Origin of the sequence: Bradyrhizobium sp. HKCCYLRH3059, assembly GCF_051168035.1 — a bacterium.
In the GTDB taxonomy this organism is placed as follows: Bacteria; Pseudomonadota; Alphaproteobacteria; order Rhizobiales; family Xanthobacteraceae; genus Bradyrhizobium.
Genome location: NZ_JBNPUF010000010.1, coordinates 1 through 17,842 on the forward strand (window position 1 = coordinate 1; position 17,842 = coordinate 17,842).

11 protein-coding genes are annotated in these 17,842 nt (G+C 67.3%); 8 read left to right on the plus strand and 3 right to left on the minus strand.

Annotated elements, in window-relative coordinates:
* From ACQR13_RS26980 to ACQR13_RS26990, 3 genes are all read right to left on the minus strand, one after another.
* A partial coding sequence (locus ACQR13_RS26980; protein ID WP_434863414.1) for a hypothetical protein occupies positions 1 to 252 on the minus strand: 252 nt, incomplete at its 3' end.
* A 67-nt stretch (positions 253 to 319) separates the two neighbouring features.
* On the minus strand, positions 320 to 3,472 hold the full coding sequence (locus ACQR13_RS26985; protein ID WP_315753757.1) for an efflux RND transporter permease subunit: 3,153 nt from the start codon (positions 3,470 to 3,472) through the stop codon (positions 320 to 322).
* Positions 3,465 to 4,472, minus strand: coding sequence for an efflux RND transporter periplasmic adaptor subunit (locus ACQR13_RS26990; RefSeq protein WP_315753755.1), 1,008 nt, complete (start codon positions 4,470 to 4,472; stop codon positions 3,465 to 3,467). Before ACQR13_RS26990 ends, ACQR13_RS26985 begins: the two co-directional genes overlap by 8 nt.
* Positions 4,473 to 5,227: 755 nt before the next feature.
* On the opposite strand from ACQR13_RS26990, the gene ACQR13_RS26995 reads away from it, so the two are divergent.
* The 8 genes from ACQR13_RS26995 (at position 5,228) to ACQR13_RS27030 (ending at position 17,611) form a co-directional block, all read left to right on the plus strand.
* The gene (locus ACQR13_RS26995) at positions 5,228 to 10,546 is read left to right on the plus strand and encodes an AAA family ATPase (protein WP_434863415.1); all 5,319 of its coding nucleotides are present in this window, start codon (positions 5,228 to 5,230) and stop codon (positions 10,544 to 10,546) included.
* Between the two features lie 32 nt (positions 10,547 to 10,578).
* On the plus strand, positions 10,579 to 12,048 hold the full coding sequence (locus ACQR13_RS27000; RefSeq protein ID WP_316226935.1) for a formylglycine-generating enzyme family protein: 1,470 nt from the start codon (positions 10,579 to 10,581) through the stop codon (positions 12,046 to 12,048).
* Positions 12,049 to 12,057: 9 nt separating this feature from the next.
* Positions 12,058 to 12,666, plus strand: coding sequence for a DUF4399 domain-containing protein (locus tag ACQR13_RS27005; protein WP_315716490.1), 609 nt, complete (start codon positions 12,058 to 12,060; stop codon positions 12,664 to 12,666).
* A 271-nt stretch (positions 12,667 to 12,937) separates the two neighbouring features.
* Positions 12,938 to 13,201: a hypothetical protein gene (locus tag ACQR13_RS27010; protein WP_315716491.1), complete on the plus strand. Its 264-nt coding sequence runs from the start codon at positions 12,938 to 12,940 to the stop codon at positions 13,199 to 13,201.
* A gap of 439 nt (positions 13,202 to 13,640) precedes the next feature.
* Positions 13,641 to 13,919: a PepSY domain-containing protein gene (locus ACQR13_RS27015; RefSeq protein ID WP_315716492.1), complete on the plus strand. Its 279-nt coding sequence runs from the start codon at positions 13,641 to 13,643 to the stop codon at positions 13,917 to 13,919.
* Between the two features lie 10 nt (positions 13,920 to 13,929).
* Positions 13,930 to 14,709 (plus strand): cytochrome b/b6 domain-containing protein, encoded by a 780-nt coding sequence (locus ACQR13_RS27020; protein WP_315716493.1) that lies wholly within the window; start codon positions 13,930 to 13,932, stop codon positions 14,707 to 14,709.
* 615 nt (positions 14,710 to 15,324) lie between these two features.
* A complete protein-coding gene (locus ACQR13_RS27025; RefSeq protein WP_315716494.1) occupies positions 15,325 to 15,666 on the plus strand; it encodes a cupredoxin domain-containing protein in 342 nt (113 codons plus the stop codon).
* 88 nt (positions 15,667 to 15,754) lie between these two features.
* A complete protein-coding gene (locus tag ACQR13_RS27030) occupies positions 15,755 to 17,611 on the plus strand; it encodes an outer membrane beta-barrel protein (protein ID WP_316226934.1) in 1,857 nt (618 codons plus the stop codon).
* Positions 17,612 to 17,842: the final 231 nt, after the last annotated feature.

Here is a 17,842-nt window from a genome sequence, read left to right on the forward strand (position 1 = left end):
GACGAGTTCACCCTCGCTGCAGCCGCTCAGAACCTTCGTAAGATGGCCAAGCTGATCCCGATGCCCGCGCTGACGCCCGCGTGAACCACAACGCGCCAATTCGTCCTCGAAACAGATGGCGTTCACGACGAAACTACTGCCGACTTTTTCAACGGAATCGGCTGAATGCGGACGCCGGTCATTCGGTCGCGAAGGTCTGCAGTTGACCAGTGGCAAGCTCGTCAACACGGGTCGGAAGTCAATCGTCTTCATCCGGCTCGCACGGTGAAGCGTCGAGCAGCCACGTGCGGCGAACGTCGCGGACGTCTAACGCCCAAGATCATCTTGCCGCGACATCTCCGCAGGCGTGCACGCCGCGCGCGAACCGTCCGAAGCGCAGCGCCAGCGTCGGCAGCACCAGCAGGTTGAGCGCCATCGAGGTCAGGAGACCGCCGAGGATGACCACGGCCATCGGCCCCTCGATCTCGCGGCCCGGCTCGCCGGCGCCGAGGGCGAGCGGCAGCAGGCCGAGGCCGGTCACCAGCGAGGTCATCAGGATCGGCACCAGGCGGTCGGCGGCCCCGGCGATCGCGGTCTCCAGAGTCCAGGCGCGGCCTTCGGCGACGACCAGATGCTCGTAATGCGAGATCATCAGGATCGAGTTGCGCAGCGCGATCCCGAACAGCGTCACGAAGCCGACCATCGAGCCCAGCGACAGCACGCCGCCGGTCAATGCGACCGCGATGACGCCGCCGACGAAGGCGAACGGCAGGTTGATCAGCACCAGCACCAGGTTGCGCCAGTGCCCGGTGACGAAGGACAGCAGCAGCACGATGCCGATCGTCGCCAGCAGCGAGTTCACCAAGAGGTCGCGGCGCGACTTGGCCTGCGCCTCGGCCGCGCCGGTGAACTCGACATGCGCGCCCGGCGGCAGCTTGACCTCCTTGGCGATCTTCCGCTTGGCCGCGGCGACGAAGGATTCGAGATCGCGCTCGGCCACGTTGGCGGTCACGGTCTGGACGCGCTGCCCATTGCGATGAAGCACGACGTAGCGCCCTGCGGTGCCGTAGACGTCCGCGACCTGCTTCAGGAGGATGTAGGCGCCGCTCGGCGTGCGGATCGGCATGTTGCCGATCTCGGTCGGGCGTGCCGTCGCATCGGGATCGAGCTTGACGATGACGTTGAAGACCACGTTGCCTTCATAGGCCTGGCCGACCACGTCGCCCTGATAGGCGGTGCGGATCAGCTCCAGCACCTCGACCGCATCCAGGCCCCAGGATTGCAGATCGGTCGGGCGCAGGGTCACGTTGACCTGCGGCATGCCCGGCGGCGACTGCTGCTGGATGTCGATCGCGCCCCGGACCTCGCCGAGTTCGCGCGCGATGTCGCGCGCCGCGCGCTCGAGATCGTCGAGATCGGGGCCGAACACGTTGATGACCACGGCGGCGTTGAAGCCGGACAGGGTCTCCTCGATGCGCTCGGTCAGGTAGGTCTTGATCGACAGGTTGATGCCGGCGAAGTTGGCGAGCGCGGCGCGGATACGCTGTTGCGCCAGCTCCTGCTGTTCGCCGGACAGGCCCGGCTTCAGGTCGACCTCGATCTCGCTCGAATGCGTGCCCGCGGTATCGACGCCGGCTTCGGCGCGGCCGGCATGCTGCGCCACGCTGCGGACCTCCGGCACGCCCTGCAGGGCTCCGGCGATCAGCGTGCCCAGCCGCAGCGATTCGTCGAGCGAGGTGCCCGGCAGCGTCGAGACGTGGAGGATCAGGTGACCTTCCTTCAGGTCGGGCAGGAAGGTGCCGCCGAAGAACGGAACCAGGCTTGCGCCGCCGGCGGTCACCAGCACGGCCGTCAACATGACGGATTTGGGAAAGCGGCCGAGCCGCCGCAACAGCATCTCGTAGGAGCCGCGCGACCAGCGCACCAGCGGCGGCTCGCGTTCCTCGCGCGGCTTCCGGCCGGCCAGCAGCAGCATCGACAGCGCCGGTGTGACCGTCAGCGCGACGATCAGCGAGGCCACCACGGCGAGGATGTAGGCGATGCCGAGCGGTCCGAACAGCCGGCCGGCGAGGCCCGGCAGCGCGAGTATCGGCACGAACACCAGGAGCACGGCGAAGGTCGCATAGGCGACCGCGCCGCGCACCTCGAGCATGGCATCGTAGATGACGCGCGCTTCGCTGCGCGGCGACGGCAGGCCTCGGTTCTCACGCAGCCGGCGCACCACGTTCTCGACGCCGATGACGGCATCATCGACGACCTCGCCGATCGCGATGGCGAGGCCGCCAAGGGTCATCGTGTCCAGGCTCTGTCCCATCCATTGCAGCGCCAGCACGGCCGATAACAGCGACAGCGGGATCGCGGTGCAACTGATGACGGAGGTGCGCCAGTCATAGAGGAACACGAACAGCACGATGATGACCAGGGCGCCGCCGATCAGCAGGGCGAACAGCACGTTCTGCGTCGCCGCATCGATGAAGGTCGCCGGACGGAACAGATCGGCGTGCAGCCTGACCTTCTCGCTGTCGAGCGCCGGCCGCAGCTCCCGCAGCGCGGCCTCGACGCGCGCCGCGACGGTGCGCGTGTTGGCGCCGAATTGCTGGCTGATCATCATCATGATGCCGGGCCGGCCGTTGATCAGCGCGCCCCCGATCGGCGGCTCCGGCGCGTTCACGACCGTCGCGACGTCGCCGAGCACCACGCTGGCGCCGCCCTGGTGCAGCAGGACCGTGCGCGCCAGCTGCTCGGGTGTGAGCGACTGGCCCTGCGTCTGCAGGATGACCCGTTGATTGGCGGTGTCGACGAAGCCGGCACCGCGCACGCCGGTGGCCTTGCGCGCGGCGGCGACGACGTCGTTCATACCGACGCCGAAGCGGACAAGGTCGTCGGATCGCACCTGCACCTGCAGCGACCGGATGTCCCGGCCATAGGTCGTGACCTGCGCCACGCCCGCGACGGCCAGCAGCCGCCGGCTCACGGTCCAATCGGCGATCGTGCGCACATCCATCAGCGAGCGCTGCTCGGAGGTCAGCCCGATCGCCAGCACGGTGCCGGCCGCCGGCACCAGCGGTGTCATCGATGGCGCCCGCACGCCCTGTGGCAGGCTGCCGGCGACGACCGCGAGTCGCTCGGTCACCAATTGCCGCGCCCGGAAGACCTCGGTGCCGGGCTGGAAGATAACCGAAATGACGGACAGGCCCTGGATCGACGACGACCTCATGCTCTCGACGCCGGCGAGACCGTTGATCGCGATTTCGATCGGCTGCGTGACCAGCACCTCGACCTGTTCCGGACTGAGCCCGGGGGCCTCGGTCTGGATCGAGACCTGCGGCGGCGCGAATTCGGGAAACACCGCGTAATTGGCGCTGCCTAGCGAGAAGATGCCGTAGCCGAGAATGGTGCAGGCCACCCCCAGCACGATGCCGCGGAAGCGGATGGCAAACGAGATCAGCGCCGCCTGGGGGCCGGTCGCGGCGCCGCGAACGCCGTCAATCATCGTCACCGCCGCCGCGCAACTCGCTCTTGGCCTCCTCCGACAACAGCACCTGCGCGCCGCGCAGAACGATCTCGGAGCCCGACGGAATGTCCTGCACGACATAGTCGTCGTCGGACACTGGCTGGTCGGTGCGGATCGGGTGGCGCTTGAAGATCTCGGGACCGGCGCGCAAATAGACCCACGAGCGGCCCTGCCATTGCACGATCGCGGTGTCCTCGATGAAGACGCCGTCGAACGACTTGCCCGAGGGCACGTAGGCGGTGGTGTTCATCCCCGGCAGCAGCCCGCTGTCGCCGGCGGCGACGAAGTAATAGCTCACGCCCTGGATGCGCGGATCGGTTCGCGGCGCAGCCGACAAATAGCGCAGATCGATGTTGGCGCTGCGGGTCGGCGCCTGCGCCAGCGCGCCGCGCGGCGGCCCGGCCAGAGTCACGCCGGGCGGCAGCGTGACCTGCACCAGCAGCTGCTCGCGTTCGATCAGTTGCACGACCTGCGGCGAACGCTCGATGATGCCCTTTCCGATGACCGCGCCCCATTCCTGCCGCGCCGTCGCCATCAGGGTCTTCACTTGCGATTCGGCGGCAGCCAGGCTGGCTTGATCGGTCCGGAACGTGCCCTCCGCCGCCTCCGCATCCTTCCGCGGCATCGCCGCCGACTGCACGAGGTCGCGGGCGCGCTCGAATGCGAGTCTTGCGACGTCGAGTTTCGCTTGTGCCGTCTGCAGCTGCGCCTGGGCATTGGCGTAGTTGTTGGTCAGGTCGGTCAGCCTGGCGACGTCCAGCACCGTGCCGTAAGCGCGAAACTGTTCGGGATGGGATTCCGCCGCCAGGACGGCGGTCTGGAGTCCGATCTGCTCCTGTTGCGTTGCGGAAAGCCTGACCGTTGCCGGCTCCCGGCCTGCCGCGCCGTCAGACTGCGTCTGCGCGCGCGACGACAGGGAAACCACCGTGAACAGCACGGCACCGCATGCGGCCGCAGCTCTCGTCCGTTGCCTCACCATGCAGTCCCAGCCCCATCGATCGGGGAAACGTCTGGATGACGTTGATGTCTCTACAACAACAGCTACTTCAGCTTCGAGGGTGTTTCAAGCAGCGCTCGCTGCAGGACGGTCGCGTCGGATCCGGCAACTCCCCGGGCTCTGTCCGGCTATCGCTTGCCAGCGCCGTTTCCGTCGGATGCGAGCCCGGTACTTGCGGAGGGGAGCGCGCAGCGCAATGCACGCAGTCGCCAATGCTTGTGGCGCCTGCCTTGCAAGCGAGCCGCATGCGCGGCGGGTTCGTGGCCGAACATGGACCGCAGCCGCGCTGCGGCGTGGAGATCGGGCGTTCGGCATGCGTCGGGATATTTCTTCTTGAGCGTTAGAAGTATTCTTAGACACATTCCAGCGTATTCGTCCGCAACCCAAGCTTGTTGCCGGCCACGCGCGCCGCGCTACACAAAAAGCCCAGACTAACAAACTTGTTAGGCACGATTTTCCTCATCGAATGACCCGGGATTTTTTCCCGATTCCCCGACAGGGGCGAGAATCGTCACATTCATCTACCTGTCGGGTCATTGATGTGACCTCACTTCGCCATACCCCTCCGCAACGAGTCGGGAGTTCCGTCGACGTTGCAGCGAGGCAAGCTTGTCCACTCTGAACCCACCCTTCGATCGCCCGGCGCACCGCAATCACGCGCAGGGCCATCCTTGTCGGTCAGCCTCTCGCCGAGCTCCCGCCGACGTCGCGGCCGACTTCAGAGAAGGATCTGTGCGATGAGCCAGCTGGTGAATGTGCGGCCCAACGAGGCCGGCGCGGGCGATCGCAAGGCGCAGAGCAGTGCAGCCGATCACGGCATGCGGCTGCTTGGTGCTATCGGCGCGGCGGCCCTGGAGCCGCAGTCGCCGACCGACGCCTGGGCGTTCTCGACGAGCGAAGCGCTCGGCACGGGATCGGTGGTCGAGCCGTTGCAGGACGTGCTCGGCAGTCTGACCGAGATCATTCGGGCCGAGGGCTCCCCGGCGGAGCGGCAGCCGGATCATCCATTCGCCGACGATCATGGCTTCGCGCTCGACCAGGAGGAGCTGGCGGGTCTGCCGGGCGTGGTGCTCAATACCTTCGATGTTGACGGCCCGGTGTGGCTCGCCGTCGAGGCGCTTGCTGCGACGCAGCCCCCCGCCATCGACTACGATCTCAAGATCTGGGTCGAGCCGTCGTCCGAGCCCGACCGTCGTCCATCGCCGTACGAGAGCATCGTGGTGACGGTCGATGAGATCGAGAAGAACCGCCTCACCTTCGCCCGCCACGCACGGCCCGAGGATTTTTCGCCCGCCCCGGCGCTGGGCGCCTGGACCGGACGGCTGCGTCTGGAGCAGCGTCCTGACCTCGTGCAGCGGATCGAGCGCTATATCAGCGGGCCATGGACCGCCTGGGCCGACACCGAGCGCATGCGCCGCCGGACCATGGCGATCCATCAGCGGCTGCGCGACATGGCGGCCACGGCCCGCGACGATCAGGCGATCGAGGTCATGTGGGGCATCGCGCTGTCATCGTGGCGGCAGGGCGGGCGCGAATTCGAGTTGCCGCTGTTCGAGCGCGCGGTCGAGATCGAGATCATTGCGCGTCCGGATGCCGAGGTCAGGGTCCGGCCGCGCTTCGTCGGCGCAACCGTCAATTTGAGGGCGCTCGATGCCGTGGCGCCGGACGTGGCGCTTGCTGTGCGCGACAAGCCGGATCGCCTGGTCGAGGCGCTCGAGCAGCGCGCAGAGCTGTCGCCGTTCACGCCGATCGGCCTCGATCAGATCCTGAGCGCCGCAGGCGCGCAATCCGGTTACAAGACGTCGCGCAAATTCGCGTCTTCGGACGATGCGCCGGCCATGGAGGCCTCGGAGGCCGCGCTCACGTCGGGACGCTGGGTCATATCCGCGCGGCGGCGGCCGGAGAGCCTCGCCCTGCGCGACATCGACCGTCTCAAGAACGCGATCGAGCATGCGCCGCAGAGTGAGTGCTGCCTGTCGGGAGCCGTGAGCGCGCTGCTCTCGCAGCCGGATGGACGTGGCCACGCCAATGCGCGCCGGCACCTGTCCGGCATCGTCGGCGGCCCGATCGACCTTGCGCCTGCGCCCAAGCCTGCTGCGGTCGAGCAGGGCGATCTGTTCTTCCCGCTGCCCGCTGTCGCGGAGGATGTCGAGGTCGTACGCGAACTGTCGCGGTCGGATGGCCTGATGGTCCAGTCTGTCGAACGCGACGATCGGATTACGGCGCTCGTCAACGTCGTCTGCCATCACCTCGCGCTCGGCTCGCGCGTCCTCGTCGTGTCCAGGGACGAGGCTGCACTTTCGCTGCTGCATCAGAAGCTGCCGCCGGCCATTCGCGAGCTGACCGTCAGCTCGACCGGCTCCGACAAGGACGTGCTCAGGAAGGCCGAAGCCCTGGCGGGCCGGCTGCAATCGATCCTGGATACGCCAAATCTGCGCGATCAGGTCGGTCAGATCGGCCGGCTCGAACGCGACATCATCTCGAAGCGCACGCAGATCGCATCGCTCGACGACGAGATCGCCGAGATCGTCCGGCGCAATCTGCGGCTCGCCGGCGGCTTGCCGGAGCTGCCGTTCGATCTGTTCAAGGCGCTGATCGGCGAGCAGGACGCGCATGCCTGGTTCACCGACCGGCCGAAGCACCTGCTCGCGGCCACCGACTCGCTCGTGACGGCGATCGACAAGGCACGCGAGGCGCGGCTGCGGCTTGCCGCTGATCTCAAGCACATCGATGTCGAGTTGCCGGAGCTCGCGGCGCTTCCCGACACCGCCGCTATCCTGCGTCTGCACGCGGAGCTGCAGCACCAGGCAGGCCTGACGTCGGACGCTGGCCGCGACGAGGATCTCGCGCTCGACGCCATCGCGACCTTCGGGCTCGACGCAACCAACCGCCTGGCGGCCGATCTCGATGCGCTGGTGGCTGGCCATCGCGCCATTGCCGAGGAGACCTGGCTTGCACGGCTGTCGCCGCTCGGCGCCGCAAAGGCTGACGCTCCCGCAGGTCTCGACAAGGTCGTGGGGTGGGCGCGTGATGCGTCGTTCCAGCTGTCGCGGAGTGCCGAATTCGCGAGGCGCCAGGTGCAGGCGCCGGTCGAGGCGTTCACCAGGAAGGACGCGATCCGCGTGGTCGAGCGGCTTGCGGCCGGCGAGAAGCCGTTCGCGCGGTTCTCGCCCTCGCGCCGCGCGCTGAAGGCCGCCGTCGAAGCGATCACGGTGGACGGTGCCTCGCCGTCGAAGCCGGCGGACTGGCAATATGTCGGGCGCTTCCTGCTGTGGCGCCACGACCTGCATGCGTTGCGCGCGCGCTGGACGTCGATCGCAACGCAGATCGGTGCACCCGCGCTTCAATTGGAATCGGCGCGGGCGTTCGATGACCTCGAGCACATCGTCAAGAGCGTCGAGGCCGCCATCGTGACGGCCGCGCTCGCCGTCCGCAGCGTGGCCGATGCCTGCTCCAAGCTGTCGGTGCCGGACGGCGACGTCAGGGCGATGCTGGCCGATGCACAGCGGCTGGCCGCGTTCGGCGCGGCGATTCGGACCGTCATGACGCGCGTATCGGGACCGCTGATCGAACTCGCTCGCCTCGGCGAATTGTTCGCCCGGGCGGGAGAACTCGCTGTCTCCGTTCAGGAGAACGTGCTGTCGCGGGTCGGTGACGCCGAGACGGAGCCGCAGGAGCTCGAAACGCGGTGGACAGGCATTCTCGCGACCATGGAGAAGATCCGCGAGGCCAGCCCGGACTACGAACTCGTCAGGACCGCCTGCCGGATGGTGACTGCAGCGGGCGCGCCGAGTCTGGCGCAGCGGCTGCGGTCCGCGCCGGGCGCGGGCGAGGCGAAGGATGCGGCGACGCTCGCGGAATGGGTGGCGGCCTGGAATTGGGCCGTGCTGATGCGGATCGAAAGTCCGGAGGAGCGGCAGCTGCTGCATGACCTCGCGGCTCAGCGCGCGCGGCTGGAGACGCGGTCGCTGGCCTTGTTCGAAGCGGTGATCGGCGCCCGCATGTCGCTGGGCATCGCGCAGAATGCGGGCGTCGCCGTCAGGCAAGCGGTGAGGCGGTTCAGGGACTCGATGCAGAAGATGGCGTCGGCCTGCTCCGGTCCGACCGCACGCCGACTTCGGCTTGCTGCGCGCAGGTCTCTCGACGGCTGGCTCGAGGAGATTCCCTGTCACGTGATGCCGGCCTGGCGTGTCGCCGAGTTGCTGCCGGCCCGGATCGGCACCTTCGATCTTCTGGTCGTCGACCACGCCTCGCGCTCCGATCTGCGCGAACTGACGGCGATGCTGCGGGCCCGCAAGGTTCTGATCAGCGACGAGCGTCACGACGACGGAGCCTTGGTCGAAGCCGGCCGCAACGATCCTGTTGTCAAACGCACCGAGACGAACACGCTGCGCCGCGTTCCACCAGCTCTGCGGCGGCTGCTGATGCCGGGTGCCTCGCTGCGCGATCTCGCCGCGATCCTGTTTCCCGATCGCATGATCGAGCTGCGCGCGCGCCCTGCCGGCGTCGAGGCAGCCTCGGTCACAGCTGCGCTGCTGCCCGCCGATACCTCCAGACCGGCCGATGCACCAGCCGCCGAGCTGCCGCGGCCGGCCCGCGCGGCAGCGCCCGCGCCGAAGCAGCGGCCGCAGCCACGGCAGGTCTTCACGACGCACTCGCTCGAAGAGGAGATCGCCACCGTCGCGAAATATCTCTCGATGGCTCGCCGCTCGGGGACGGACATCGTCACGGCTGCCGCCGGCAAGCCGGGCGCGCCCGCTATAGCGCAGCGTGCCGAGAGCCGCGCGGCTGCGCCCAAGCCCTCGCCGGAGATTCGCGTGCTGCGCCGGCGTCCGCCGCGCGATCCGGCCGCGGACATCGTGACGCCGGTTGTGACTCCGGCTCCGCCTGCGCTGCCGACCGTCGCGCAGCCAGCCACGGTCGAGCCGACCCAGCCGAGCGCGGCCGCCGTCGCTGAAGCGCCGGTCATCGTCGCCGATCGGGCTGCGGTGCCGCAGCGCCCTGCCGAAAAAAAGGTGGTCACGGCGGAGATCGAGGCGGAGTCCACGGGCGCCGCGCCGGCAGAGCCCGTGAAGCCTGCCGTCGTTGCGACACCCGCTGCGGCAGCGGCTTCTGCCACCACTGAGCCCGCCGCCGCTGCTGCGGCTACAGCCTCTGCTGCGACTTCTGCAGCGCCGGCGACCGAGATCAAGATTCATCCCTCCCTCGTCGCGATGGCGTTCAAGGCGACGGAGAACGCCGCGGCACCGCACCGCCGCCGGCCGAGCCGGCGGGTGATGGCGTTTGCCGCGGCCGGATTGCTGGCAGTCGTCGGTGCGGCAGTGTCCTGGGAGCGCGCGTCGGAATGGATCCAGCTGTCCCTGAGCGGTGCGACGGCAGCGTCGGCTCTGCCGAGCGAACCGGGCGCCCATAAGGTCAGTGCAGAGCGGATCACGCCGGAGGCCAAGCCGGTGGTTGAGGCCAAGCCGGTGGTTGTCGCCGCGGCAGAGGAGCATGCCACGGTCGGCATGAGCGTGCCGGTCAGCACGCCGGCGCAGGCGTTCCTCTATCATGAGGATCCGCAGGATCCGAAGGGCAAGCGTTATCCTGGCAAGGTCACCTGGTCGATCGAGCAGACCAAGGGGCCGCGACTCGATACGGCGCCGGCGATCAAGGGTGAGATCGAGATCGAGAACGGCACCAAGGCCACGATCTCGCTGCGGCGGAACGCCGACATGGAGATGCCGGCGAGTCACATCATGGAGCTCAAGTTCGACTGGCCGGATCAGTCGGTCAGCGGCCTGACCAGCCTGAGGGGCATCGGCCTGAAGGGCGAGGAGGCCGAGCGCGGGACGGCGCTGGTGACCCAGACCGCCCGGGTGACACCGAAATACTTCATGGTCGCGCTGTCGGCCAACGAGGTCGATACCAAGCGCAACCTGATGCTTCTCAAGGGCAAGCAGTGGTTCGACATTCCGATCGTCTACGAGGGCGGCAACCGGGCGCTGCTGTCGATCGAGAAGGGATCCGACGGCGACCGCGTGTTCAAGGACGTGTTCGCCAGCTGGGGTCAGTGACGGGGTTGGCGGGCATCACGAGCGAGGACAGCATGAGCGAGAGTTCAGCGTTGCAATGGCTGCGGGCTCCCAAGCTCGCCGAGGATGCGCTGCCGGAGGATTCCCGCGCGGTGGCCTGCCGGCGCTGCGGCCGCACGGTGCAGGTCTCGCTCAGCCCGATGCGTCCGCCGAGCTTCCTGCGCGTCGAGGATCAGGTCGAGTGTCCCGAGGTGCAGGAGCGCTGGACCGGCAAGAGCGAAGGCGGGCTGTTGCTGATGATGTGCGGCGCGCTCGAGCAGTCGCTCGATGCCGAATGGGAGATCGCAGAGCCGGAGAGTGCGGCTCGACGAGAACCTGCACCAGTCTCTCCGGTGCGCCCGTCACCCGCGCCGGCGGCGTCCCTTCCAGACAGATGGGACGACGGCAGCGACGGTGATCAGGAGGAGGCGGGTGAGGGCGGCCGGCTGAAGGCCGTGTTCGCACCGGCGGCAGGTGCGCGCAAGAAGCTGATCCGCGGAGCGCTCGGCGTCGTGGTCCTCGGCATCGTCTTCCTCGGCGGCGTGCTGTTGCCGTTACGCGAGATCAGGCTGCTGATTCAGGCGCCGCCTGGGTCGGCCGGATCGTCGAGCTCGCAGCAGGAGGCGCAGTCCGCCGCGCCGCTGCCTCCGCCGCGCCGGATCCTGCTGGAAGCCGCCGGCGCGCGCCAGGACGCCGCGCGATCGCCGTCCAGCGCCTTCATCGCGCCGCGCCAGGATGCTCCGGCACTCGAGGCGACGCTGGCGCGATCATCCGACACGGCAGCCATTCCGCGGCCCGCGCCGGCGCCGGAAGCCGGGCCGAAGCTGCGCGTTCCTGAGCTGGTTGCGATCGCCGGTGGCAGTTTTGCGATGGGCGGCGACGACGAGTCCGAGCAGCCGGCGCATCAGGTCAGCGTGCGACCGTTCTCGCTCGGCAAGCATCCCGTGACGATCGGCGAGTGGAAGCAGTGTGTCGCCGCGGCAAGCTGCGCCGACATCGCGGCCGGTGCGGATGATCGTCCGGTCACCAACCTGAGCTACGACGACACGCAGGCCTATCTCGCCTGGCTGTCGAAGGCGACCGGCAAGTCGTTCCGGCTGCCGACCGAGGCCGAGTGGGAATATGCCGCGCGCGGCGGCCAGCGCACCCGCTATTGGTGGGGCGATCGCATGCGCCCCGGCATGGCCAGTTGCAAGGGCTGCAACGGCACGGGCGACGCCGAGACCGACCAGCCGCCGAAGATCGGCAGCGTCCAGGCCAATCCTTACGGCCTGTTCGACATGGGCGGCGGCGTCGGCCAGTGGGTCGCCGACAGCTGGCACAAGAACTACAAGGGCGCGCCGGCGGACGGATCGGCCTGGCTCGAGGAAGGTAGCTATGCCCGCGTCATCCGCTCGGGATCGTGGAAGAACGGCGCCGCCGATGCGCGGGCCGGCAGCCGCGACCGCTATGACGGCCGCATCCGGCATCCGACCCTGGGTTTCCGCATCGCGCTCTCACCATAGGGGATTTGCATGCTGCCGAGGTCTGCGCGACTCTGCCTCATCCTGACCGCATCGCTCGTGCTCGCGCCGTCATTGGCGCCGGCCAAGGGGACGAAGGCTGCGAAGGATGCCCGCGTCTATTTCATCTCTCCTGCGGACGGGGAGACGGTGACCGGGCCCTTCATCGCTCGCTTCGGACTGCGCAACATGGGCGTTACCCATGCGGGCGACGATTTCGCCGGCAGTGGCCATCATCATCTTCTGGTCGACGTCGACGAGACGATGCAGGCCGGCGAGGAGATTCCGCGCGACAAGAAACACGTTCATTACGCAGCGGGGGAGACGGAGGCGCGGATCGAATTGTCGCCCGGCAAGCACACGCTGCAGCTCGTGCTGGGCGACACCAGGCATCTCAACTTCGATCCGCCCGTGATCTCCGAGAAGATCATGATCACGGTGAGCAAGCCGAACGGAGGCGAGCAGGAGGCGCGCGCGACGCGCAGCGTCACCGTCCGAAGCCGACCGCAGATCCGATCCGTACCAACCGAGCCGCCGGCCCAGCCCGAGCCGTCGCCGGAGATGACGAAGTCGCCCGAGAGCTCCGACTTCATCAGCCGCGTCTTCTCCGGAACGAAGTGACGAGCCTTCCATTCCCGACGGCCGGGCGCGTGATGCGCGTCGCCTTGCGCGCGACCGTGGGACGCAAGCTCGCTCGCTCCTCGAGGATCCATCGCTGAGGGCGGCGCTTGTCGCGCGATGGCGGCAAGGACGATCCATCATCATCCTGCCCCTGCCGCAGCGATGGAGTGACGCATGTCGAAATCCGCGCCAGGGCTCGCGAGGCATGCGCCGCACTGGGCGGCGCAAGCGCAGCTCACCCGGCAATGGCCGCTCGTCCTGGCGCGCGTCCATGGCAGATCCCGACGCAAGCGGGGACGTCGTTGCCGAGGCATCCGACACGTCGTTTTCCTGCAACGACTCGCCATCCTGGTCGGCAGTCAGTGTCGGCAAGGGCATCGCCCGCGCCCAGGATCAGGATGGCTGCGCCGCTGTCCGCACGGATGTGCGTTTGACGGCCGGACGATGCGTGCGCAAGCAGCCGCATCGTCATCATCCACCATCGATCTCGATCCGGTCGTGCGAACGATGGCGACGCTCAAAAAAAAATTTCTGAGGCTTAAGGTCGCAGCCTTGTAGCTGTCGGTTCCTTTCTCGCCTCACCATGGTCACAGCGGCAATCGGGCAGGAGTGTGGTCCCGCACACAGCGCCGTCCACGCCTTGTGCGGGAGCAAAGCGCATGCGCCTCGCGATGATGCTGCTACATCCTTGCGAATCAATATCAGTTGCAATGCGCGGGGAACCGCGCGCGTTGTCGAGTCCTGAAAAGATCAGCAGTCTGCCGACACGGTTCGATCCTGACGGGACCGCATGTGAGTTCGCATCTCAGCGACATTGCGGCCGGATGCGGAACGTTTCGAACCGCGCCTGCGTGATCGAGGCCATCCGCCGCGGATGATGATGTCCAAGTTTCGTTGAAATCTCCTCCCCTTTGTAGCCTGCGCATCGAGCGCTGTTGGCGCCGATGGCGCAGTCTTCGAGGAGGGATTTGATTATGAAGGTCATCAAGCTGATGGGCGTGGTCTTGGCTGCGGGTCTGGCGTCGGGCTCCGCGGCGCTCGCCGACGGCTACAAGGATTGCACCAAGCTCGACAAGGCGTCGTGGAAGACCACCGCCGAGGCCGAGGCAAAGGCGAAGGCCGCGGGCTACGAGGTTCGGCAGACCAAGATCGAGGGCACCTGCTACGAGGTCTACGGCGTCAAGGGCGGCAAGCTCTATGAGCTGTTCTACAGCCCCGAGGACCTCGCGCTGAAGCACACCAAGGCGAAGTGATCTGATGGTCATGCGTGACGCAGGCCAGGCACAGCGGAGCGTCTTCTCCGAGACGCCGGCGAACTCGGGTTCGGGGACCGTAGCGGTCTGGGATTTTCCGCTGCGCGTCTGGCACTGGTCGCTCGCGGCCTTCGTGCTCGTCGCCTGCGTCACGCCCAACACGTTCGATCGCCTGCATCGCCTGGCGGGCTATGCCGTCATCGGTCTTCTCGCCTTCAGGCTGATCTGGGGACTGATCGGCAGCCGTCATTCGCTGTTTGCGCGGATCAGCCTCAAGCTGCGGGCGGCGCCTCAGTACATCGTGGGCATGTTGCGCGGAGAGACGGGACGCTATCTGGGCCTGAACCCGGCAGGGGCCGCGATGCTGGTCGTGATGCTTGCGCTTCTGATCGTCTCGACCATCAGCGGCGTCATGCAGGTCTCGATCCGGTTCTTCGGCGTCGGCTGGATCGAGCAGGCGCATGCGCTGTCGTCCAATGCCATCATCGCCCTGATCGCCGTGCATGTGCTCGGCACGGTGTGGATGAGCGTGCTGCAGCGGGAGAATTTGATGCGCGCGATGGTGACGGGACGCAAGCGCGTGCCTGGCATCATGCGCGCCGCGCCTGCGGTGGCGCGCAGCGTCGCACGCCAGAGCCCGGAGCCCGAGCCGATGGCGGACGAAGAGCACGTATCCGTTGTACCCGATCTGCCGCCCCTGCGCGTGAATCCGGCCCCCGGCGCCGCGAAGCCTGCGCGTATGCCGCGATCCCTCAGCATTCACGACAGGCGGCTGGGGGTCGGCAGGTGAGACGGCGGGCATCGGTCGTGTGCGCTCGCCGGCGATATGTGCGTGCAGGCCCGCGCCTGATTTCATTTCTAGTGCGCGCAAGGCTTGTCCGCGCACGGCTCGAACTGGATGGACGCACACGCATATTGCGGTCCATGCCGCGTGAGACCAGCACGAGCGTGTCCCTTCGTGCATCTCGCTCGCACTCGTCTCGATGAGCGGGCGCATGAGGATCATGCATGTGCTGTGCGCAGCGTAGGCGGTCGATCGTGAGTCTCGTGTGGTTCGCGGCGCGCGACGGCGCTGCATGACCTGTCGTGTCTCATATCAGCACAGATGCGAACTAAGGCGATTGTGCTGCTACCGACCGCAGTGACCGCCGATTTTCGTCGTTGTCATTCGGCGCTGTGCATCGGCGATGATCGAGCCCACGCGTCTGCGCGGCGACTTGACGCCGTACAACTAATAAATTCGCGCGCTTTGTCGCACACACAGATGTTGTCAAATTTCGACACGGCAAATTGCCGCATTCGGGACTTTATAGTCGTTCTATGAAGTGTCGAAGACTCGTCGAAACAGGCGAGCGCGGGAAGACGTTCGGCACATTCGGGTGAATTCGGGACAGGGACATACAGCATGAATCTCTTTGGGAAGGTACAGGCAGCAGGAGCCGCCGTGCTGTTGATCGCGGCGTTCGCGCTGCCGGCAGGGGCGGCTGAGACGACCATCGAGATATCGGTCAAGGACAACAAGTTTCAGCCGGCGGAGATGAAGGCGCCGGCCAACACGCCGATCGTGTTCAAGGTCAAGAATCTGGATGGCGCGCCGGTCGAGTTCGAGAGCGAGCCCCTGGAGTTCGAGACGGTGATCAAGCCCAACATGGAAGGCGTCGTGAAGGTCAAGGCGCAGAAGCCGGGACGCTACGAATTCTTCGACGACTTCCATCAGGGCAACAAGGGCGCGCTGATCATCGAGTGATCCGACCTTCGACGCCGTGATGCCGGGATGCGTCACGCCGCGGGCGCCGCGCTTCGCGGGTTGCCGAACTCGACGGAGACGAGGCTCTTTGGAACGGGCAGCACGAGAGACGGTCGCTTCCAGACGTGGCATCGGTCGCGACGTCTCACGGTGCCAGCAGGAGACGGTTGCGATCACCGTGCTGCTCGTGACGCTGTTCGGAGTCGCGCCGTCCTACGGTCAGACCGTCACGCCGGGGAGCCAGGTCAGGGCCTATGCAGATCCGGGGACCAACGACGCCGGACCGGTGGTGGTCGTACCCAATCGCCGCCGCCAGCCGGTGAGGCCGGCGAACAGCAATGGACCGCTGGTCATTCCGCAGGTGATCGTTTCGCCGGGCGGGGTCGAGCCGGAGCCGAAGGCGGCCACGCAGGTGGAGGAGGCTCCACCGCCGCGGCCGCGGTCTCCGATCGATGCGGGCGCGGGCGCGCTCCCGCAGGCCGCGCGCCGCGAGCCGGCGCCGCGTCTGGCTCCGGTTCGAAACGGCTTTTTCGGTGCACCGTCCGCCGGCCTCCTGGTCGGCGGCTGCCTGTCGACGCCAGGCCGGCTGTCGGTCACGAACGTGCCCAATCGCTGCCTGGACGCGCTGGCGTTCGCCGTCAGTCCGCCGCCGGCGACGCGTGGCGTGCTGCCGCGTAACCTGCCGCCGATTCCGCGACAGGATGCGCAGCCGATTCCGCCCGTTCTGGCGGACAAGCCCAAGATGCGGCTGCCGCCGGTGAACAAGGGGCAGAAGCCGCAGGAGCAGCCGCAGCCGCCGATGATGGCGGAAGACCCCTATGAGCCCAAGGGCATCACGGTGGGAAACTTCATCCTGAAGCCTGCGTTCGAAATGTCCTCAGGCTTCGACAGCAATCCCGGCCGTGTGCCGCAAGGCAAGGGCTCGGCCTTCGTCAGCGTTGCGCCGGTCCTGCTCGTGCGCTCTCAGTTCGAGCGGCATCTGCTCAACGCCGATGTGCGCGTCGGCTACATCGACTATGCGAAGCTCCGGCAGCTCAGCAGGCCTACCGTCGACGCCAAGGTGAATGGGCGCTACGACATCACCGATACGTTTGCGCTCAACGGCGAGGGCCACGTTGCCGTCGATGCCGATGATCCCGGCACGCCGCGCTTCGCCGGCCGGTTCGCCAGGATTCCGCTCGCCTCCACCGTCGGCGGCTCGGCGGGCGTCACCAAGCGGTTCGAGGAGGTCGAGGTCTCGACCAAGGCCGCCATCGACCGCGTCGCGTTCCAGAACGCGCCGCTCGTCGACGGCCAGATCGTCAGCAATGCCGATCGCAACTTCGTCCAATACGGCTCGCAGAGCCGCATCACCTACAATCTGACGCCGGAGATCCGTCCCTTCGTCGACGTCGCCGTCGATCGCCGCGTTCACGACATCGCGGTCGATGCCGAAGGCTTCCGCCGCGACTCCACCGGGACGGCGGTCGAGGCCGGCGTGACCTTCAACTACGCCGACAAGCTGACAGGCGACGTCGCCGTCGGCTATCTGACGCGCCGCTATCAGGATCCGATGCTCAAGCCGGTCAACGGCTTCATTGCCGACGCCAATCTGACATGGCAGTTCGCCAAGGAGACGGCGATCGCGCTGGGGGCCAAGTCGCAGGTGGTGGAGATCACCGAGCCCGGCATTTCCGGCGTGCTCAAGCGCGACGTCACCGTCGGCATCGAGCATCAGTTCGAGCCCTGGCTCGTCGGCACGTTCCTCGCCGGCTATGGCGAGGACGCGTTCACCGGCACGACGCGGGTCGACAACCGCTATCTGGTCGAGCTCGGCATGCTCTACAAATTCTCACGCCTGCTGCAGCTCAGGGCCAGCGTCCGGCGCGAGGAGACGCGCTCCAACTTCCGCGAGAACAATCTGTCGGCGACCGTGGTGCAGGTCGGCGCGCGGGTACAGTACTAGACGAACGTTTCCATCCAATCGGCACGCGCGGTGGGCTGAGCCCTACAGTCTCCAACGCTGTCATGCTCCGCGAAAGCGGGGCATCCAATACTCCACGGCAGCAGATGCCGAACCGAAACGTCACGGCGTGCTGGATCGTCCGCCTTCGGACGATGACGGCGAGGATACCCGTCTTCGTATGAATATGAGAGGAGACGTTGGAAAAGGTCGTCCCGCGGGAATTCCGGCCGG